We start from the raw sequence: 15502 nt of genomic DNA on the forward strand, positions 1-15502 counted from the left end.
TGATTGGCTGCTGCGCGTGCTCAGGCTACCACTTGGGCTCTTTGGGCATACCCAAGCCGCGCTCGGCAATAATATTGCGCTGGATCTGATTGGTACCGCCGTAAATGGTATCGGAGCGGGTAAACAGGAACAGCGACTGCAGGCGATTCAGTTCATAGGGCGCTTCAGGCAGGATATTGGCCTCGGGGCCCATAATATCCACCGCCAGCTCACCCAGATCACGGTGCCAGCTCGCCCAGTACAGTTTGTAGATCAGCGCCTCTTTCTGCAGGCTGCCGTCGCCCTTGTCGCCAGACAGCATGCGCATGCTGTTATAGCGCATCAGTTTCAGGCCGATGTGGGCCTGTGCGAGGCGTTGGCGGATCTGCGGGTCTTCCGCGGCGCCGTTTTCCCTGGCCAGCTTCACCACTTCATCCAACTCGTTCTGGAAGGCCATCTGCTGGCCCAAGGTGGACACGCCACGCTCAAAGCCCAACAGGCCCATGGCCACTTTCCAGCCGTCGCCGGGCTCACCGACGATGTCGCCGGCGTCGCACTCGGCATCGTCAAAGAACACTTCGTTGAATTCAGAGGTGCCGGTGATCTGCTCGATGGGGCGCACGGTCACGCCGGGCTGATCCATTTTCACCAGAAAGAAGCCCAGACCTTTGTGGGCCACCGAATCGGGATCGGTACGCGCCACAACAAAGCAGTATTCCGACTCGTGGGCCAGTGAGGTCCACACTTTCTGGCCGTTGATAATCCACTTGCCACTGGCCTCATCGAAACGCGCCTTGGTTTTCACGTTGGCGAGGTCGGAACCGGCCCCCGGCTCAGAGTAGCCCTGACACCAGAACTCAGTGCCCGCCAGAATGCCCGGCAGGTATTTGGCTTTCTGCTCTTCGCTGCCGAAGGCAATAATAGTCGGCCCGGCCAGACCGTCGCCGATATGCCCCATGCGCCCCGGCGCACCGGCACGGGCGTATTCCTCGTAAAAAATCACCTGCTGTTCAATCGACAGGCCGCGACCGCCGTACTGTTCCGGCCAGCCCACACAAGTCCAGCGGCCTTCCGCCAGTTTCTGCTCCCAGCGCTTGCGCTCCTCGGGGAACATATGCTCGTCGCCGGGGCCACCGCGAAATTTCAACTGGGCAAATTCACCGGTGAGATTGTCTTTCAGCCACCCGGCAATCTCGGCGCGGAAGGCTTCGTCTTTTTCACTGAATTGTAACTTCATGCTCGTTCTCGCTTAGCCTGTTTCAGTTCTGCGGCTCTGGACGCTTACAGCGCCGCAACGTCGCCATCCAGCAGCAGCTTGGCCACGCGCTCGCGGTGCTCATCGCTGTTGCCCAGCAGGTGTTCACTGGCTTTGGCTCGCTTGAAGTACAGGTGAACATCGTATTCCCAAGTGAAACCCACACCGCCATGCATCTGCAGCGCCTCACCGGCATTGTTGAAATAGGCCTCGGAACACCAGGCCTTGGCGATGCTGGCGGCTTCCGCCAGTTCGCCCGCCAGCGGGCCGCCGGTCAGGGCTTCATCCGCCACACAGGCAGCGTAGTAAATCGCCGAGCGCGCCACTTCGTTGCGCATCATCATGTCGGCGGCTTTGTGTTTGATGGACTGGAAGCTGGCGATGGGGCGGTTGAACTGCTTGCGCTCAAGGGTGTAATCCACAGTACTGTCCAGCAGTTGCTGCATCCCCCCGGTCTGCTCGGCAGCCAGTGCCACCGTCGCCAGTTGCAGGGTTTTCTCCAGTGCCGCGCCGCTTTGACCCGCCTCGCCCAGCAAGGCGGACGCAGGCAAACGCAGACCGTCCACGTTCAGGCTGGCCTGACGGCGGGTTTGATCCAAGGTGGTCAGCAGTTCGCGGCTCAGACCAGCACTGCTGGCGTCTACCGCAAACAGGCTGATGCCACTCAGACCTTCAGAGCCGGCTTCGCGAGCGGCCAGGATCAGCAGCTCTGCGCTGTGGCCGTCGACCACATAGCGGTAATGGCCGTCGAGAATGTAATCGTCGCCGTCTTTGCGGTAAGCGGCACTCACACCGGCGGCACTGCCGTCGCGGCCGGACTGCCAGGCCAGTGTCGCACTGCGGCCTTCGCAGATCGCGCCGAGGTGTTCGGCCTTCTGCTCTTCAGATGCCGCACACAGCAGGGCATTGGTGGCGAGACAGACCGTGGAAAAGTAAGGGGCACAGAGCAGATAACGCCCCATCTGCTCCATGATGGCCACCAGCTCGACGTAGGACAGGCCGAGACCACCGTAGGCTTCGGGAATATGAATCGCCTGCCAGTACATTTCGCCGCACAGGCGCTGCCACAGCTCGGCGTCATAACCCAGTTCGGTGACCATCGCGGCGCGTACCGCCTCGCTGGTCGAGGTATCTTTCAGAAAGGCCTCCGCCGTATCGCGGATCATTTGCTGTTCGTCAGTAAACGCAAATTCCATACAGACTCCAGTTCACGACGGCGGCCTTGCAGGATTACAGCCGGAGCTGCAAGCGTACAAAGAGGCCGTCTTCAAAATCGAATTCGCCGCCGTCTTTGGCATCAAATTCGATGTCGGCATAGCCCAGTTCCAGGGCCGAGTTTTGAAAAATGGCGAATTCCGCGCTGATCGACCACTCCTGATAGCCGTCGATGTCGCTGGCAGACGTCGCTTCGGGGCCGTAGTACAAGCCACCGCGCAGGCGCACCACATCGCTCAGCGGCATGCTCAAGTCGCCACCAAAGGCCGCTACCGCGCCGTCAAAACCGCTGTCATCGGCACTCAGGGCAATAGCCTTGGCGCCCACACGGCCAGTCAGAGCACCGCGCTGACCATTGGCATACAGGCCCAGCGAGACCAGATCGGCATCGTCTTCGTGGTGCATCCAGTCGAGCTGCGCACTGCTGTCCGCGCTCAGGTCACCGGCCACCGACGCGCCGAAGGTTTCATCACCGAAGCGAAAAGCCACCCCGCCAGCCAGGGCAGAATTGGCCGTGGCGGCGAGCAGCAGCGCAGCAATAAGCGGTGATTTCATGGTTGGATTCTCCGTGTCGAGTTTGGAAAATCAGCTACCATACACTTTTTGCGCGGGCACTGCCTCAGCCAGAATTTTCTCTACCGCCTGCCCGACTTCGGCCGGTTCCCAGCGCGCGCCCTTGTCCACTTCAGGCCCTTTGCGCCAGCCATCGGCCACCGAAATTTTGCCGCCTTCCGCTTCAAATACGCGGCCAGTCACACTGGCGGATTCTGCACTGCCCAGCCACGTCAGCAGCGAGGACACATTTTCCGGTGCCCAGTAGTCAAAGCTGCCGTCGTCGGGCTTGGCCATGCGCTGCGCCATGGATTCAACCGCGGTGGTCATGCCGGTACGTGCCGCCGGTGCAATCGCATTAGCGGTAATACCGTAGCGCGCCAGCTCAGCGGCCTGGTTCAGCGTCAGTGCCGCAATACCGGCTTTGGCGGCGGCGTAGTTGGACTGTCCCACAGAACCCTGCAGGCCCGCGCCAGAGGTGGTGTTGATAATGCGTGCATCCACCGCCTTGCCCTCTTTGGACTGACCGCGCCAGTAATGAACGGCGTGAGAGGTAATGCAGAAATGGCCTTTCAGATGCACAGCCATGATCGCGTCCCAGTCTGCTTCGGTCATCGACGCAAACATACGGTCGCGGTTAATACCGGCATTGTTCAGCACCACATGCAGATCGCCATAGGTGTCAATCGCCTGCTTCACCGCATTCAAGCTGTCGTCGTAGTTGGTGATATCGGACGTGTTGACCACCGCATCGCCACCGGCGGCTTTAATGTCGTCAACAACCTTCTGTGCAGCCTCTTGGTTGATATCGTTTACGATGACCTTCGCCCCTTCGGCGGCAAAGACTTTTGCGTGCGCGGCACCCAAACCACCGCCAGCGCCGGTAATGATGACAACGCGATCCTGACAAACACCCATTGCAGATCCTCTTAATTTTCTCAGTGCGGGCCAAAGCCCGTTTTCAAATTTTCCAAGCGCGTGCTTGCACCTAAACGTGAGAACGTCAGCTGCGTGTGACTGGCAAGGCGCAGGACGTTTTTAGCGAGGGAGTTTACAAACCCGTAAATGACCGAGTTGAAAACGTCCTGCAACGCCGCCAGCCGCTCGCAGATGGCGTTCCGCTACAGACGCTCGATGATGGTGACGTTGGCCTGCCCACCACCTTCACACATGGTCTGCAGACCGTAACGACCACCAGTACGCTCCAGCTCATGCAGCAAGGTCGTCATCAGCTTGGTGCCGGTCGCACCCAGCGGGTGACCCAGTGCAATCGCGCCGCCGTTGACGTTGGTCTTGGCGTGGTCGTAACCGGTTTCCTTCAACCAGGCCATCACCACGGACGCAAAGGCCTCGTTGATCTCCACCAGGTCGATGTCATTGAGTGTCATACCGGCTTTCTTCAGCGCGTACTGGGTGGCCGGGATCGGTGCGGTCAGCATCCAGATCGGATCGTCGGCACGCACGCTCATATGATGAATGCGGGCGCGTGGAGTGAGGTTGTAGCGCTTGAGAGCATCTTCGCTGACCACCAGCACGGCGCTTGAAGCGTCACAGGTCTGGCTGGACACCGCCGCGGTGACTTTGTCGCAGCCAAACAGGAAGTCCAGCTCGGCCATTTTTTCAATGTTGGTATTGCGCGGCGTTTCATCCATGCTGACACCCGCCAACGGCACAATTTCGCGGTCAAAGCGGCCTTCCTCAATCGCCTTCAGGGCGCGGCGATGCGACTCCAGCGAGTACTCTTCGAGATCGCGGCGGCTCAGTTCCCACTTGTCGGCAATCATCTGTGCCGAGTTGAACTGGGTCGGCGGCTGAGCACCGTAGCGAGCCACCCAACCTTCAGAGCCGGAGAACGGGTCTTTGAAGCCCATTGGCTCGGCGGCGATCATCGCCGAGGAAATAGGAATCTGGGTCATGGTCTGCACGCCGCCGGCAACCACCACATCCATGGTGCCTGACATTACCGCCTGCGCCGCGAAGTGCACCGCCTGCTGAGAGGAACCGCACTGGCGATCGATCGTCGTGCCGGGCACTTCCTGTGACAGGCCGGCGGCCAGCCAGGCGCTGCGGGCAATATCCCCCGCCAGCGGCCCGATGGTATCGACACAGCCGAAAATCACATCGTCGTATTCGTTGTCGGGAATGCCGTTGCGCTCAACAATTGCCTTGAGCACATGGCCACCCAGATCAGCGCCGTGAACATGGGCCAGGCCGCCTTTGCGGCGACCGGTGGGGCTTCTTACTGCGTCGACAATATAGGCTTCAGCCATCGTTCTATCCTCGTATTCTTAGAAGGTCGCACCGGCGCCCAGTGGGGCGTCGTCAGCCAGAATGGCGGCGGCTACACGCTGCTTGTGGAAACCGGCAGTGCCGAAGCTGCTGTTAAAGGCCCAGGCGCGCTTCATGAAAATATGCAGGTCCACTTCCCAGGTGTAACCCATTGCACCGTGTACCTGAATGCTGTTTTTCGCCGCCAGATCGGCCACTTCGCAGGCAGCCAGCTTGGCGTGACTGACCGACAGCGTCGCTCGGGGCAGCTTGTTGGCGATGTCGTAGGCCGCGCGGTAAACCGGCGTTTTGGCGTATTCCAGTTTGTAGGCGATATTCGCCATGTGGTGTTTCACTGCCTGGAAGCTGCCGATGGCCACACCGAACTGCTTGCGCTCGCTGGTGTACTGGACGGAAAGGTCGATCATTCGCTGAGCCAGCCCCAGTGCCTGTGCCGCCACACCGAGGGCGCCGCGATTCAAGGCATTGGCAATTAGCGACTGCGCGGTATCACCGTCGGCAATCACGGTGGCGTCGGCGCTGTTGAATTCAACGCCGAACAGTTTGCGACCGGGGTCGACAGACTGATTCGCACGCAGCGTGGCCTTGGCGGGATCGACAGCGTAGATCGCCCCGTCCTGCTCGAGTAACAGCAGATCCGCGCAGTGCGCGTCTTCCACCAGTTTGTTAATACCCAAGCCGACCACTACGCGGGCGTCACCCGAGGCCATCTTCGGCAGCCACTCAGCCGCCAGCTCGGCGTTGCCGCACTCGGCCAGCAGCGGCGCAGCAACCAGCACGCTGTTCACCAGCGGCTCAGACAGCGCCACGTAACCGGCTTCCTGCGCCAGCAGCACAAAGTCCAGCTCGCTCATACCCAGGCCGCCGTGCTCTTCCGGCACGGTCATTCCCGTCAGCCCCATTTCCGCCAGTTGCGCCCACAGCGCGTCGCTGCGACCCGACTCGGTTTCCCATAGCTGGCGAATGGCTTCAGGGGTGTTTTCGTTCACCAGAAAGCTGCGCACGGATTCCTGAAACAGGAGCTGATCTTCGCTGAAAGTAAAGTCCATACCCGTCTCCTTATTTGCGCGGCATACCGAGCATGCGCTCGGCAATGATATTGCGTTGAATTTCGTTGGTGCCCGCGTAAATCGGCCCGGACTGCGCAAACAGCCAACCGTCCAGCCAGCGGCCTACATCACCCGCATCCGGCGAATCCGGCTCCAGCTCACCACGGGTGGCGAGGATTTTCAGGCCGGTGGCGTGCATGCGCTGGTCCAGCTCTGACCAGAAGATCTTGTTGGTTGAGGCTTCAGCGCCAATCTTGCCGCCCTGCATCAGGCGGCAGGCGGTTTGATAGGTGGTCAGGCAGTAGGCTTCGGCATCCATATACGCGCTGAGTACCTCATCGCGGATGCTGGGATCTTCGTCAGCACTTTGCTGATTGGCCTTGTACAGGGCCACCAGGCGGCGCGCGGTTTCCTGAAAGCGGGCGGGGGAACGCAGCATCAGGCCACGCTCGAAACCGGCAGTGGCCATCGCCACTTTCCAGCCCTCGCCCTCGCCGCCCAGACGGCAGTCCACCGGGACTTTGACGTTGTCAAAGAAGATTTCGGCAAAACCGGGCAGCCCATCGAGCTGTGGAATCGGGCGCACGGTAATACCTTCGCTGTCCAGCGGCACCAGAATAAAGGTCAGACCGTGGTGACGCTCCGACTCAGGGTCAGTGCGGAACATGCCAAAACACCAGTCGGCCCACACGGCGCGAGTCGACCAGGTTTTCTGGCCATTGATTACGTAATGCATGCCATCTTCACTGAGGTCGGCGCGGGAACGAATCGCCGCCATATCAGAGCCGGCATTGGGTTCGGACCAGCCCTGACACCAGATATCCTTGCCGGTGGCCATGCCGTTCAGGAAGCGCTTCTTCTGCTCCTCAGTGCCGTATTCCATCAGCGTGGGGCCAAGCAGGAAGATGCCGTTCTGGTTCACCCGCAGCGGTGCCGATGCCGCGTAATACTCTTCTTCAAAAATCAGCCATTGCATCAGGTCGGCGCCGCGGCCGCCCATTTCTTCCGGCCAGGTGATCATGCCCCAGCGGCCTTCGTAGAGTTTGGCTTCCCACTCGCGGTGTTGCTGGAAACCCGCTTCCGTGTCGAAGGATTGCAGCGGCTCTGCGGGAACATTGGCCTTTAACCAGGCGCGCACTTCCTCGCGAAATGCCTGATGCTCAGCGGTGTATTCGAGTTTCATCGGTGATTCTCGTCTCGTTACTCAGCGGCGGGACAGGCCCGCCTGTCATCAGAATTGGGCGTCGCGCTTCTGCACGAAAGCGTCTTTGGCTTCCTGGGAGTCCGGCTCGGCGTAGGCTTCCTGGGTGAAGCCCTGCTCCCAGCGATATTTGTCTTCCAGATTGCCATCTTCCACGCCGTTCAATGCTTCTTTGGCAAGCTCGATCATACGCGGCGATTTGTCGGCAATTTTATCGGCGATCTCGCGGGCGGTATCCATCAGTTGCTCACGGGGCACGACTTTCTCGACGGCGCCCAGGCGGTAAGCTTCCTGTGCATCGATGGCTTCGCCGGTGAAGTACATGTAGCGCACTTTCTGTACCGGGAACATGCGCTGCAGGTGAGCACCGCCACCCATCGCGCCACGATCCACTTCGGGAACCGCGAAGGTCGCACACTCGGAGGCAACAATGATGTCGGCCGCGCCGCTGATACCAATGCCCCCACCCAGTACGAAGCCGTGCAAGGCGACGATCACCGGTTTGCGGTTGCGGTGAATGGCTTTGAAGGTTTCGTAATTACCCTTGTTCACACGGGTAATCATGGCCGGGTTAGCCGCCAGCTCCTTGATATCAACGCCCGCGCAAAAACCGCGTCCTTCGGCGCCGATGATGATCGCGCGCACGGCATCATTGTCGCTCATCGCGTTGATTTCGGCAGCAATCGCCAACCAGCCATCGCTGTTAAAGGCATTAACCGGCGGGTGATTGAAGATCATTTCAGCAACACCGCTGTCGCTGATGGTCAGGGTATATGGCTTAGTCATTATGCGTTCCCCATGTTTGCGAAGCGCGCCTCGGCTTCGTCCACGATGCTGCGAATCAGGTCTTCACAGCTCAGTAATTCATCGATCACGCCCGCCACCTGACCGGAGGGCAATACACCCTCGTCGGGGCGGCCATCAACCATCGCTTTCTGGATAATCATCGGCGCGTTGGCGGCCATAATGGCCTGCGCCTTGGTAATGTCACCGCTGCTGGTCATCGCCATCGCCGAGCGCAACAGCGACGTCAGGCTGGCGCCGGTAAACTTGCGAAATGCCAAGCCATTACGCAGGGCTATCAGCAGTTTTTTCAGCGGACCGGCTTTCTCCAGTTCGGTGAGAAAATCGTTGAGAATCATCCGCTGCGGCAGGCCATCCAGCGCTTCACTGCGAATAATCGCGCCGGGGTCCTTGCAGCTCAGGTAGCGCTGTTTGGTGGCCTCGGGCACCGGACTTTCCTTGGTGAGCAGGAAGCGGGTCCCCATGGCAATCCCGTCGGCACCGAACGCCATTGCGGCCAGCAGACCGCGACCGTCTTTAAAGCCACCTGCGCCCAGTACCGGCACCTTGTCACCCACAGCATCAACAACTTGCGGCAATAACAGCGTGGTCGGCACGGCACCGGTGTGGCCGCCGCCTTCACCGCCCTGCACCGTAACGGCATCAGCCCCCATTTCCACGGCTTTAATCGCGTGTTTGGGCAGACCCACCGTGGGCATGCACACCACCCCCGCGTCTTTCAGGCGCGCCACCATGTCCTTGCCCGGTGAGCGCGAATAGCTCACCGCCTTGACGCCGTGCTTGATCACCAGATCGATAATCTCGGCGGCATTGGGCTGGTACATGTGGAAATTGACACCGAAATTGGCGTCAGTGAGGGATTTCACTTCGAGGATATTGGCTTCCATCTGCTCGGGGGGAATGGTCGCCCCGGCTAAAAAACCAAAACCGCCGGCATTGCCGGTTGCGGCGACCAGTTTGGGGTCAGCAACCCAGCCCATCGCCGTCTGGATGACCGGGTATTTGCAGCCCAGCAGTTCAGTGATGCGGGTGTTGAGTAACGTCGACATTGCTCGTTAAGCCCTGTGGTGAATCGACAAAACACCGGCAGTCTGCACTGCCGGTGTTGTAGTTGGCTGCCGCGTCTTAGCCGCGAACACCTGGAGGATTATCCTTGAGCTGCTTGGCCCGCAGATTGTGCGGATCGATGCGGCGGATAATCTCCAGTTGCTCTTCAGTCGGCGCTGTCGTGGTCGGAATCGTGTCGGGAACATGTACCGGGAATCCAGTATTTTCCTGAACTTCTTCCACGGTCACACCGGGGTGCAGGCTGACAATCTGCATCTGGCGGTTCGGGCCGCGGAAATCAAACACGCCGAGGTTGGTGTAAACCTGACGCACGTCGATTTCGTCAAAGCTGTAGCCCTTGGGCAGACGGTCGGGGTTGTAGCCGATAGTGCAGACCACATCGCACTCACCGTCGACAAACACCCGCGTGCTGTGAGCAGGCACCAGGTAGCTGTTGGCGTGACTGATGGAGTTGCCGGGAAAACCGCGCACACCCAGCATCTGTACTTTGGGTTTGCTGTAGTCACTACCCAGCGCTGAGATATTGGCCTGGGCAAAACGGTCGATCTGAGTCGGGCCACCGGTCAGGTGACGACGTCCGCTCCAGACGTTGTCAAAGATGCGGCTGAAGCCCATCCAGGTTTCATTTTTCTGTTTGAAATCTGCCGGGCGCTTACCGACCGGATTCGGCTCCGACAGCAACCAGGCCTCGGAGTCCGTCATCAGAATATCGGTGTTGCTGCTCAGCATCGCCAGACTCGCGGCAATACGCGGCAGTACGCCGATACCGGTCACCAGCACTTCGCCATCGTTGTCGTAGGCACTGGCATTGGCACAAATCATCAGCTCGGCCAGGCTGTATTCAGTTGCGGGAGTACTCATAAAAAATTCCTCAGACCGATCTCAGTAAACAGGCATTGGCAGTTGGCGAATGGCATCCAGTCCGCCCACGGCGTCCTGGTATTCCGCCTCGCTGCGGCCCTTGATGTACTTGTCGAAGTAGGCCTCGAAGCCGCCTTCTTTGGCTGAGCTGTTGTACTCCTGGAAGTGCGGCACATCGAAACCGTAGAGCGGCGCACAGGAACTGGGGTGAGCGCCACCGGCAACGGGGATCACCGCCGACGTCATGGTGCGCTCCCAGAATACGTAGCGGGCTTCATCGCCCTCGGCAAAGTAATCGGTGTCGACCAGTTCTTCGCAGCTGACAAAGGTTTTGTCGGCGGCGCGGGCCATCCAGTCATCCATGTAAATGTCCGGGCCTTTGATCTGGCAGACGCCACGGCGGTCGGCACGGTCGACATGAATCAGCGCGGCATCCAGCTTCAGCGCGGGCATGGCCAGCCACTCTTTATCGTCGTAGGGGCTGTCGATCAATTTGATCTCGGGGTTATGCTTGACAACATCGGTGCCCAAACCCAGCTTGCTGGGGATAAACGGACACCCCCAGGCAGCGGCGCGCAGGCCCAGCAACATCATGCCTTCGTCAATTTCCATGACCTCGATGTCGCCGTTCTGGCGAGCTTGACGGAAATACGGCTCCAGGGGGATGAAATCCAGTGACACGAAGGCGAACACCACTTTTTTCACCTTACCGGCGGCGCACAGCATGCCGACATCGGCACCACCGTAGGCCACGACCGTCAGATCTTTCAGGTCTGACTTGAGAATTTCACGGATCAGCGCCATGGGCTTACGGCGGGGACCCCAGCCACCAATACCGATGGTCATGCCATCGCGCAGCTCGCCAACGAGCTCCTGCAAAGCCATTTCTTTATTCACGTCCACTCCTTAATTGAAAGTGAGTTTGCCGCCCGAAAAGTGGTTTCAGGCTCAGCATCTGCTACGCATAACAGCAGAGCGGAAAGCTTACCAACGAAAAAATCCGAAGCTATAAGCCAAACAGATTACGCAAAACCGTTTTTAGTTCTTATCGGATTCTGCGCGAACAATCCGGCTCATACGGTAATCGTGCTTGACGAAATTGACCCCGAGAGAACACTCGGTTCGCAGCACACCGGGCAAGCCGCTGATACGACGGTGCAGAAACGCCGCCAGCTCGGCGTGATCCTGCACTAAAGTAATGGCGAGAAGGTCGAAGCGACCCAGCATTTTTCCCACAAAACCAATTTCCGGCACCTCGGCCAGACGCTGCGCCAGCTCTTCGCACTGGGCGCTGCGTTCCGCCTCCACCCAAATGTAGGCGAGAATCGGGTTTCGCAGCCGGGCGATGTTGGTCATCGCGGTGATACGCACCAGACCTTCGGCTTCCATGCGCTTGATCCGCGAACGCACGGTACCCTCGGTCACCCCCAACTCCGCCGCAATCTTGCGATTGCTGGTGCGGGCGTCATGGGCGAGGCCATCGAGAATTTTCAGGTCCAGTTCGTCGAGCTGTTTCTTTTGCACTGTTATACCCCGTGACCGAACGGCACCCAATTGGATTGATTTTTGAGCACGTCCAGCGCCACCGAGGGCTCCAGCTTGCGCACCCCCGGCACCGCCGCCAGCTTGGCCAGCAAGGCATTCAGGTCTTCCTGATCGCGAGCGACCGCCAGAGCTTCTATGTCCAGTGTGCCCACGACCTGACAAACAGAAAATACCTGGGAAAACCCGGCCAGGTCCTCGGCCACCGCGTCTGCCGGCCGGCCTTCTACCTGAATACCTACGGCCAGCATCATGCTGTAACCCACCGCTTCATAATCGGTGACCGCCACCACACGCAGGCTGTCTGACTCTTCCATGCGGCGCACACGCGATCGCACGGTTGCCTCGGTCAGGCCCAGTTCGGCAGCAATGGTTTTGAAGGGCATACGACCATCACGGCGCAGCAGCGCCACGATGCGAAAGTCGACCTCGTCCATACCGTGATGCGTGTTGTCACCGGCCAGCGATGGCAGCGCCCCTTCACCACTGCCAATATTCACGCGCCACCGCCCAGCAACGCGGTCGCCTGTTTGGCCAGCTCAGTCTTCAGCACTTTGCCGGAGGCATTCATCGGCAAGCTCTCCACAAACTCCACGTAATAGGGTTGTTTGTAACGAGCCAATTTGTCAGCGCAGAAAGCCTTGACCTGCTCGGCGGTCAATTCGGCATCGGGACGGCACACCACAAAGGCCATGCCGACCTCCCCCTGAGGCGCCTTCGGTACGCCAATCACCGCCACCTGCGCGACGCCATCCAGGTTGTAAAGCAGCTTTTCCACCTCCGCCGGATAGACGTTCTCGCCGTTCATGATGTACATATCCTTCAGGCGGTCGGTGATGCGCAAATAGCCACGCTCGTCCATGACGCCGATATCGCCAGTGCGCAGCCAGCCGTCGGCGGTAATCGCCTCAGCGGTAGCCTCGGGCATATCGAAGTAACCCTGCATGACGTTGTAGCCGCGCAGCCACACCTCGCCCTCCTCACCCGGCGCGCGGGCCTCGCCAGTTTGCGGGTCGGCGCATTTCAGCTCCACACCCGGCATGGCGCGACCGCAGGTGCTGGCAATGGTTTGCGGCTCGTCGTCAGGACGACAGATGGTGACTACGCCGGTGGATTCGGTAAGGCCGTATGCAGTGACCACGGTTTCAAAGCCCAGCACATCACGCATGTCCTCAACCAGCTTGACCGGCACGGATGCCGCGCCGGTCACGCCGAGGCGCAGGCTCGACAGGTCATAGTTATCGCGCTCGGGATCAGCCAGCAGCATTTCATACAGCGAGGGGGCGCCGGGCAACATACTCACCCGCTCAGCCGTGATGGTCTCCATCACGGCCCGGCGATCAAACTGCGCCATGGGCACGATGGTGCAGCCGGTAATCAGCGCCGCCAACCAACCCGCTTTGTAACCAAAGGAGTGAAAGAAGGGGTTAATAATCAGATAAATATCGTCGCCGCTCAGGCCGACCGTGTCGCTCCAGGTCGCAAACACGCGAATGTTCTGCTCGTGACTGCACAACACCCCCTTGGCCTTGCCGGTGGTGCCGGAGGTAAACAGCATATCGACGCTGTCGGAAGGTTCTATGGCACGCTCCAGCGCAATAAAGGCCGCATCGTCGGCCTCGGCGGATTTGGCCATAAACGTCATCCAGCCCAGTTGCTCAGCGATATCGCTGTCGGCATCCAGGCGGATACTGGCTGTCAGGTCCGGCAGCGACTCTGCCGTGACCATCTCAGCGGGATCAGCGGCCTCCAGCTTGGCAACGGTCAGCAGCACGCTCACCCCCGCGCGACGAAGAATATCCGCCGCTTCCGAGGCATTCAGCCGGGTATTCAGCGGCACCAATACCGCGCCTACCGACTGCAAACCCAAGGCGGCGACAATCCAGCGGGCACTGTTGGGCGCCCAGATCGCCACGCGGTCACCGCGCTTCACCCCCATGCTCAGAAAGGCCCGCCCGGCCTGACGGCGCAGATCGTTGAGCTGTCGATAGCTGGTGTTCTCACCCGCCTCGCGGATCGCTGTTTTATCGCCATATTGCTGAGCCGCCCAGCCCAGCAGGCGCGGCATGGTCAGCGGCGGCAAAGTCAGATTACTCAGAACGTCGCTGGTGTTGGTAGGCGTGGAAGGTGAGGACATGGCGAAAACCCTGAAAATAGACGGACAGTTTTTTGCCCTAGAGTCTAGAATCAGAATCGTGCAACAACAAGGCTATGCGTAGTGATTCCGGTCATCAGCTACGCATAACAGCGCCAACTACTCCTTTCGGATGAGATTTTGGTAGGCTGCCTCCCGTATTTCAGCGGGCGAGTCACAGCGTGCTTAATAGTTGAAGTACACTGGATTCGACAGTGCGAGCATGGCGGTACTGAGCACTGGTGACAGCGGCGAAATCAGGTACGCCGACGGCCAGCCCTGCACTTCAACGCGGTAGTAGCTGCGATCCCCGGCAGCGGGCGTATCTTCAAACTCAAAATGCGATTCGGTCACGGTGAATGTACCGAACTCTTCACCGTTCTTAATCACCGTCACCGTATAGAGGCGGGAAATATCGGCGAAGTCACCGCCCACCATCTCCAGCATAAACGTGACCGGCTGTCCGGTGGCTGGCAGGTTGTCGCCCATCATGCCGTCGGCCTGACCGTCACCATCAGTGTCGACATACAGCGCCAGCCGCTCGGCGTTGGGATTCACACTGATCGAGGCGCGCCCGGCATCCAATGCCTCCACCACTGCTTCGGGGCTTCGCTCACGTGCAAACACCCAGGTGGTGGGCGTACCCAACACATTGGCGATACTCTGCCAGGCGCTGGGGCTAGTCATATCGCCCTCGCCCAACGGGCCGTGGTGGGCATCGCTGCCGCCGCGACCGGTTATCCGCCGTCCTGACTTGAGCAGGTCATCCCAGATTTGCGTAGCCCCGGAATGCAGCAGCCAGATGGATGAATTCCAAACCTCTATGCCGCGGGCGAAGTCGTAACTGAAATTCCATGCATCGCTGCCGGCGGGGTGACAGGCCGACATGTGGACGCCGAGGCTGTCGATCACATCGCCGATCACCACATCGAGATCATCGCGTACCTGATACAGCAATTCATGCTCGTAGGGCTGGGCAGCAATGACATTGCCGTGACCTCGGTGATTGGTCCATTCGGCGCCATACAGCATGACCATCGAGTCAGAGCGGTAATCCGGATCAGCCCAGGTATGCTCCGCTATGCGGCCTTCAACATGGTTGTCGTGATCGGTGATAATGAAATAATCCATCCCCACCTCTTCTGCCAGAGCCACCAGGCCCGCCAGCGGACTGGTAGCATCGCTGCTGTGGTGAGAGTGCAAGTGCAGGTCGCCCTTCATCCAGACTCCATCGCTGACACTGGCTGCCGCAAAGCGATCAGCATCGCTATCTCCAGCACCGCCACCCGAGTCACCGCCACAAGCAGACAATCCCAACAGCAACCACAGCCCCATGCTCACCCGAAAGTGCTTCATTGCCCTTAAGCTCCGACTTTAACGACAGATCACGCCCGCACCGGAGACACCGCTCTGGCGGCTAGCGAAAAAGATAGATGGGCAGGAGTGGATACAAGATATCCACCTGCGCCGATGGTAACGGCAAAGCCGTTAAAGGCGCGCACTGTCGCAGAATTTTATGACAACTTAATTAAGCCCCGACACCGAACAGCGGG

Annotated in this window: 15 protein-coding genes; all 15 read right to left on the reverse strand. The window is 59.6% G+C overall.

The features are described from left to right. Positions 1-25: 25 nt before the first annotated feature. The 15 genes from G411_RS0114480 to G411_RS0114555 all read right to left on the reverse strand — a co-directional run bounded on the left by G411_RS0114480 (position 26) and on the right by G411_RS0114555 (position 15305). The gene (locus G411_RS0114480; RefSeq protein ID WP_022959936.1) at positions 26-1216 is read right to left on the reverse strand and encodes an acyl-CoA dehydrogenase family protein; all 1191 of its coding nucleotides are present in this window, start codon (positions 1214-1216) and stop codon (positions 26-28) included. A 44-nt stretch (positions 1217-1260) separates the two neighbouring features. After that, entirely contained in the window at positions 1261-2430 is a 1170-nt protein-coding gene (locus G411_RS0114485; RefSeq protein WP_022959937.1) for an acyl-CoA dehydrogenase family protein, read from the reverse strand. Between the two features lie 34 nt (positions 2431-2464). Further along, entirely contained in the window at positions 2465-3004 is a 540-nt protein-coding gene (locus tag G411_RS0114490; protein ID WP_022959938.1) for a YfaZ family outer membrane protein, read from the reverse strand. 30 nt (positions 3005-3034) lie between these two features. Then, positions 3035-3919, reverse strand: a complete 885-nt coding sequence (locus G411_RS0114495; RefSeq protein WP_022959939.1) for an SDR family oxidoreductase — start codon at positions 3917-3919, stop codon at positions 3035-3037. Between the two features lie 203 nt (positions 3920-4122). Continuing rightward, positions 4123-5271, reverse strand: coding sequence for an acetyl-CoA C-acetyltransferase (locus G411_RS0114500; RefSeq protein ID WP_022959940.1), 1149 nt, complete (start codon positions 5269-5271; stop codon positions 4123-4125). Between the two features lie 18 nt (positions 5272-5289). Further along, positions 5290-6339 carry an acyl-CoA dehydrogenase family protein gene (locus tag G411_RS0114505; RefSeq protein WP_022959941.1) on the reverse strand — a complete coding sequence of 350 codons (1050 nt, stop codon included), beginning with the start codon at positions 6337-6339 and terminating at the stop codon, positions 5290-5292. Positions 6340-6349: 10 nt separating this feature from the next. Then, positions 6350-7522: an acyl-CoA dehydrogenase gene (locus G411_RS0114510; protein WP_022959942.1), complete on the reverse strand. Its 1173-nt coding sequence runs from the start codon at positions 7520-7522 to the stop codon at positions 6350-6352. 48 nt (positions 7523-7570) lie between these two features. Beyond that, complete coding sequence (locus tag G411_RS0114515) at positions 7571-8326, reverse strand: enoyl-CoA hydratase family protein (protein WP_022959943.1); 756 nt, start codon at positions 8324-8326, stop codon at positions 7571-7573. Further along, a complete protein-coding gene (locus G411_RS0114520) occupies positions 8326-9393 on the reverse strand; it encodes an NAD(P)H-dependent flavin oxidoreductase (RefSeq protein ID WP_022959944.1) in 1068 nt (355 codons plus the stop codon). The genes G411_RS0114515 and G411_RS0114520 overlap by 1 nt, the downstream gene beginning before the upstream one ends. A 76-nt stretch (positions 9394-9469) precedes the next feature. Then, positions 9470-10273 (reverse strand): CoA-transferase subunit beta, encoded by an 804-nt coding sequence (locus tag G411_RS0114525; RefSeq protein ID WP_022959945.1) that lies wholly within the window; start codon positions 10271-10273, stop codon positions 9470-9472. A gap of 21 nt (positions 10274-10294) precedes the next feature. Continuing rightward, a complete protein-coding gene (locus tag G411_RS0114530; RefSeq protein ID WP_022959946.1) occupies positions 10295-11170 on the reverse strand; it encodes a CoA transferase subunit A in 876 nt (291 codons plus the stop codon). Positions 11171-11311: 141 nt separating this feature from the next. Continuing rightward, positions 11312-11797: an Lrp/AsnC family transcriptional regulator gene (locus G411_RS0114535; RefSeq protein WP_022959947.1), complete on the reverse strand. Its 486-nt coding sequence runs from the start codon at positions 11795-11797 to the stop codon at positions 11312-11314. Between the two features lie 2 nt (positions 11798-11799). Then, positions 11800-12315 (reverse strand): Lrp/AsnC family transcriptional regulator, encoded by a 516-nt coding sequence (locus G411_RS0114540; protein ID WP_022959948.1) that lies wholly within the window; start codon positions 12313-12315, stop codon positions 11800-11802. Further along, on the reverse strand, positions 12312-13952 hold the full coding sequence (locus G411_RS0114545; protein WP_022959949.1) for a FadD3 family acyl-CoA ligase: 1641 nt from the start codon (positions 13950-13952) through the stop codon (positions 12312-12314). Before G411_RS0114545 ends, G411_RS0114540 begins: the two co-directional genes overlap by 4 nt. A 183-nt stretch (positions 13953-14135) precedes the next feature. Beyond that, entirely contained in the window at positions 14136-15305 is a 1170-nt protein-coding gene (locus tag G411_RS0114555) for a CehA/McbA family metallohydrolase (RefSeq protein WP_022959950.1), read from the reverse strand. Positions 15306-15502: the final 197 nt, after the last annotated feature.

The sequence above is a fragment of the Spongiibacter tropicus DSM 19543 genome, from assembly GCF_000420325.1.
In the GTDB taxonomy this organism is placed as follows: Bacteria; Pseudomonadota; Gammaproteobacteria; order Pseudomonadales; family Spongiibacteraceae; genus Spongiibacter; species Spongiibacter tropicus.

Coding starts and splice junctions, on each gene's coding strand:
- G411_RS0114525 (WP_022959945.1), bottom strand. CDS start 10,273: ATGAGTACTCCCGCAACTGAATACAGCCTGGCCGAGCTGATGATTTGT.
- G411_RS0114500 (WP_022959940.1), bottom strand. CDS start 5,271: ATGGCTGAAGCCTATATTGTCGACGCAGTAAGAAGCCCCACCGGTCGC.
- G411_RS0114555 (WP_022959950.1), bottom strand. CDS start 15,305: ATGAAGCACTTTCGGGTGAGCATGGGGCTGTGGTTGCTGTTGGGATTG.
- G411_RS0114510 (WP_022959942.1), bottom strand. CDS start 7,522: ATGAAACTCGAATACACCGCTGAGCATCAGGCATTTCGCGAGGAAGTG.
- G411_RS0114495 (WP_022959939.1), bottom strand. CDS start 3,919: ATGGGTGTTTGTCAGGATCGCGTTGTCATCATTACCGGCGCTGGCGGT.
- G411_RS0114490 (WP_022959938.1), bottom strand. CDS start 3,004: ATGAAATCACCGCTTATTGCTGCGCTGCTGCTCGCCGCCACGGCCAAT.
- G411_RS0114480 (WP_022959936.1), bottom strand. CDS start 1,216: ATGAAGTTACAATTCAGTGAAAAAGACGAAGCCTTCCGCGCCGAGATT.
- G411_RS0114505 (WP_022959941.1), bottom strand. CDS start 6,339: ATGGACTTTACTTTCAGCGAAGATCAGCTCCTGTTTCAGGAATCCGTG.
- G411_RS0114485 (WP_022959937.1), bottom strand. CDS start 2,430: ATGGAATTTGCGTTTACTGACGAACAGCAAATGATCCGCGATACGGCG.
- G411_RS0114520 (WP_022959944.1), bottom strand. CDS start 9,393: ATGTCGACGTTACTCAACACCCGCATCACTGAACTGCTGGGCTGCAAA.
- G411_RS0114515 (WP_022959943.1), bottom strand. CDS start 8,326: ATGACTAAGCCATATACCCTGACCATCAGCGACAGCGGTGTTGCTGAA.
- G411_RS0114545 (WP_022959949.1), bottom strand. CDS start 13,952: ATGTCCTCACCTTCCACGCCTACCAACACCAGCGACGTTCTGAGTAAT.